The sequence below is a fragment of the Ferrovibrio sp. genome (genome assembly GCF_035304305.1).
GTDB lineage: Bacteria > Pseudomonadota > Alphaproteobacteria > Ferrovibrionales > Ferrovibrionaceae > Ferrovibrio.
In genome coordinates, this window is record NZ_DATGQG010000086.1 from 1 (window position 1) to 3,091 (window position 3,091).

Annotated in this window: 3 protein-coding genes; all 3 read left to right on the forward strand. The window is 68.4% G+C overall.

Features of this window, described 5'->3' with window-relative positions; genetic code table 11:
- Positions 1 to 2,121, forward strand: a 2,121-nt coding sequence (gene mutS, locus VKZ87_RS10405; RefSeq protein ID WP_324221189.1) for a DNA mismatch repair protein MutS, incomplete at its 5' end; no start/stop codon positions are given.
- A gap of 269 nt (positions 2,122 to 2,390) precedes the next feature.
- Positions 2,391 to 2,600 (forward strand): cold-shock protein, encoded by a 210-nt coding sequence (locus VKZ87_RS10410; protein ID WP_324221190.1) that lies wholly within the window; start codon positions 2,391 to 2,393, stop codon positions 2,598 to 2,600.
- Between the two features lie 77 nt (positions 2,601 to 2,677).
- Positions 2,678 to 3,055: a DUF6481 family protein gene (locus VKZ87_RS10415; protein WP_324221191.1), complete on the forward strand. Its 378-nt coding sequence runs from the start codon at positions 2,678 to 2,680 to the stop codon at positions 3,053 to 3,055.
- Positions 3,056 to 3,091 lie beyond the last annotated feature (36 nt).

Consider the following 3,091-nt stretch of genomic DNA (forward strand, 5'->3'; position numbering starts at 1 on the left):
CTCGCCCGCGTCAATCCGCGCGAGCTGGTGCTGCCGGAAGGCATGCTGGCCCGGCCCGAGCTGCGGCTGGTGCTGGAGCAGTCGAATGCCACCCTCTCGCCGCTGCCCGCGGCGCGGTTCGACTCGATTTCCGGCGAGCGGCGGCTGAAGACGGCTCTGGGCGTCGCCGCGCTGGACGCCTATGGCAGCTTCTCCCGTGCCGAACTCTGCGCCGCCGGGGCCCTGCTGGACTATGTCGACGCGACACAATGCGGCCGGCTGCCCCGCCTCGATCCGCCGGTGAAGCAGCCGCCGCAGAGCGTGATGGCGATCGACCCCGCCACGCGGCGCAACCTCGAACTGGTCGAGACGCTGAGCGGCCAGCGCGACGGCGCGCTGCTCGGCTGCATCGATCTCACGCTGACCGGCGCCGGCGCGCGCCTGCTGGCGCAGCGGCTGCAGGCGCCGCTCACCGATGCGAAGGAAATCGCCGACCGCCATGACGCCGTCGCCTGGCTGGTGGACGGCGTGCGGCTGCGCGAGGATGTCCGCGAAAGCCTGCGCCGCGTGCCTGACATCGCCCGCGCGCTGTCCCGCCTGTCGCTGGGCCGCGGCGGGCCGCGCGATCTCGCTGCCATGCGCGAGGGCCTGCGCCAGGCCGGCGAACTGGCGGCCAGGCTGAAGACCGAGGCGACCCTGCCGCCGGCGCTGGATGCCATGCGCGTCGGCCTCGGCGATCATGCGGCGCTGGTGGCAGCGCTCGATGCCGCGCTGACCGAGGAACTGCCCTTCCACGCCCGCGACGGCGGTTTCGTGAAGCCGGGCTACCGGCCCGAACTGGACGAGCTGCGCGTGCTGCGCGACGAAAGCCGCCGCCATATCGCCGGCCTGCAGGAGAAATACTGTGCCGAGACCGGCATCGCGACGCTGAAGATCCGGCACAACAACCAGCTCGGCTACTATATCGAGATCGCGCCGAAGCACGCGTCGCAGATGGGCGTGCAGTTCATCCATCGCCAGACCATGGCGAATGCCATGCGCTATGCGACGCCCGAGCTGTCCGAGCTGGAAAGCAGAATCGCCCAGGCGGCCGAACGCGTACTGCAGATCGAGCTTTCGATCTTCGACGATCTGGTGCAGCAGGTGCTGGCGGCATCCGAGCCGATCACCCGCGCCGCAGCCGCGCTCGCCGCGCTGGATGTCACGGCGGCGCTGGCCGAACTTGCCGTGCAGCGCCGCTGGGTGCGGCCGAAGGTCGATGACAGCCTCGCCTTCCATATCGAGGGCGGGCGGCATCCGGTGGTGGAGGCGGCGCTGGCGAAGGCCGGCGCGGGCGAGCGGTTCGTCGCCAATGACTGCGATCTCGGCGAAGGCCGCAAGCTCTGGCTGCTCACCGGCCCGAACATGGCCGGCAAATCCACCTTCCTGCGCCAGAATGCGCTGATCGCCCTGCTGGCGCAGATGGGCAGCTTCGTGCCCGCGGGCTCGGCCCATATCGGCATCGTGGATCGGCTGTTCAGCCGCGTCGGCGCCGCCGACGATCTCGCCCGCGGCCGTTCGACCTTCATGGTCGAGATGGTGGAGACGGCGGCGATCCTGCACCAGGCCGGTCCGCGCGCGCTGGTCATCCTCGACGAGATCGGCCGCGGCACGGCCACCTTCGACGGCCTGTCGATCGCCTGGGCGGTGGTGGAATATCTGCATGAGAAAAGCCGCTGCCGCGGCCTGTTCGCCACCCATTACCACGAGCTCACCGCGCTGGCCGAGAAGCTGCCGCAGCTCAGCAATCACACGCTGAAAGTGAAGGAATGGGACGGCGAACTGGTCTTCCTGCATGAAGTCGGGCCGGGGGCCGCCGACCGCTCCTACGGTATCCAGGTGGCGAAGCTTGCCGGCCTGCCCGATGCGGTGCTGAAGCGCGCCGCCGAGGTGCTGCATACGCTGGAGAAATCCGGCCAGACGGGAAGCTCGGCGAAACTGGTCGACGACCTGCCGCTGTTCAGCATGGCGCCGCCGCCCAGGCTGGTCGCCGCGCCGTCGGAAGTCGAGGCCGCGCTGAAGACAACCGACATCGACGCGCTCTCGCCGAAACAGGCGCTGGATCTGCTCTACCAGCTCAAGGCGCTGGTGACGGAAGCCTGACGGGTCGTCACACCGGGAATGCCGCGGGACACGAAGCGCGGCATTCGACGGCAAAGTGTTTCCGATCACGTTTATGTCGCTTGCTTTCGCAGAGCGGAGCGCGTAGCGTCCGGCCATCGATATTTTTGGCCGGACATTCTGGCTGGTCGCGGCGAAGCCGCTCACACCCTCCGACTTCTTTCCAAAACTTTCGACAAATCCGGGCGCATCCGAGAGATCGGGCGCGAATGGTCGCGCATGCCCGCATATACGTGTGAAAAGGTAATTCCATGCAGAATGGTATTGTAAAATTCTTCAACGCCCAGAAGGGCTTCGGTTTCATCCAGCCGGACGACGGCGGCAGGGACGTGTTCGTGCATGCCACCGCGCTCGAGCGCGCCGGCATGACCTCGCTGTCGGACGGCCAGAAGGTCGCTTTCGACACCGAGATGGACCGCCGGTCGGGCAAGATTGCGGTCCGCAGCCTGCAGGCTGCGTGATCCGTCTGCCGTTATGGAACCTGCGCGGATCGCATCCGCGCAGGTTCTCATTCTGAACGCCACCGGAAAGGACAAAAATGAGCGGATTCAAGGAACAGAATTTCACCGACCGTCTGGCTCTGGCCAGCAATGCCCGTCGCGCCGCCCTCGACAAATTCCGGGCCCAGCCCGACCCGAATGATCCCGCCCTTGCCGCACGCCGCGCCGAACGCGCGAAGGCGGCCGCCGAGCGCGAACGCCGCCAGGCCGAACGCCGCATTGCGCGCGAGGCCGAAGCGGCCCGCCAGGCCGAAGAGTTGAAATTGCAGGCCGCTGCCGCTGCCGAAGCCGCGCGGCTCGCCGCCGCCGAGCAGCAGGCCGCATCCATCCGCGAAGCCGAGGCTGCCGCGGCCAAGCTGATCGCCGACAAGGCCGCGCGGGATGCGCGCTACGCGGCGCGCAAGAAACGCAGATGACCGCGGCTGCTCCGGCAGCCGCCCCTGACTGCCGGC

Excerpts from the sequence above, each read along its gene's own strand:
- VKZ87_RS10415 (WP_324221191.1), top strand. The coding sequence starts at position 2,678 with ATGAGCGGATTCAAGGAACAGAATTTCACCGACCGTCTGGCTCTGGCC.
- VKZ87_RS10410 (WP_324221190.1), top strand. The coding sequence starts at position 2,391 with ATGCAGAATGGTATTGTAAAATTCTTCAACGCCCAGAAGGGCTTCGGT.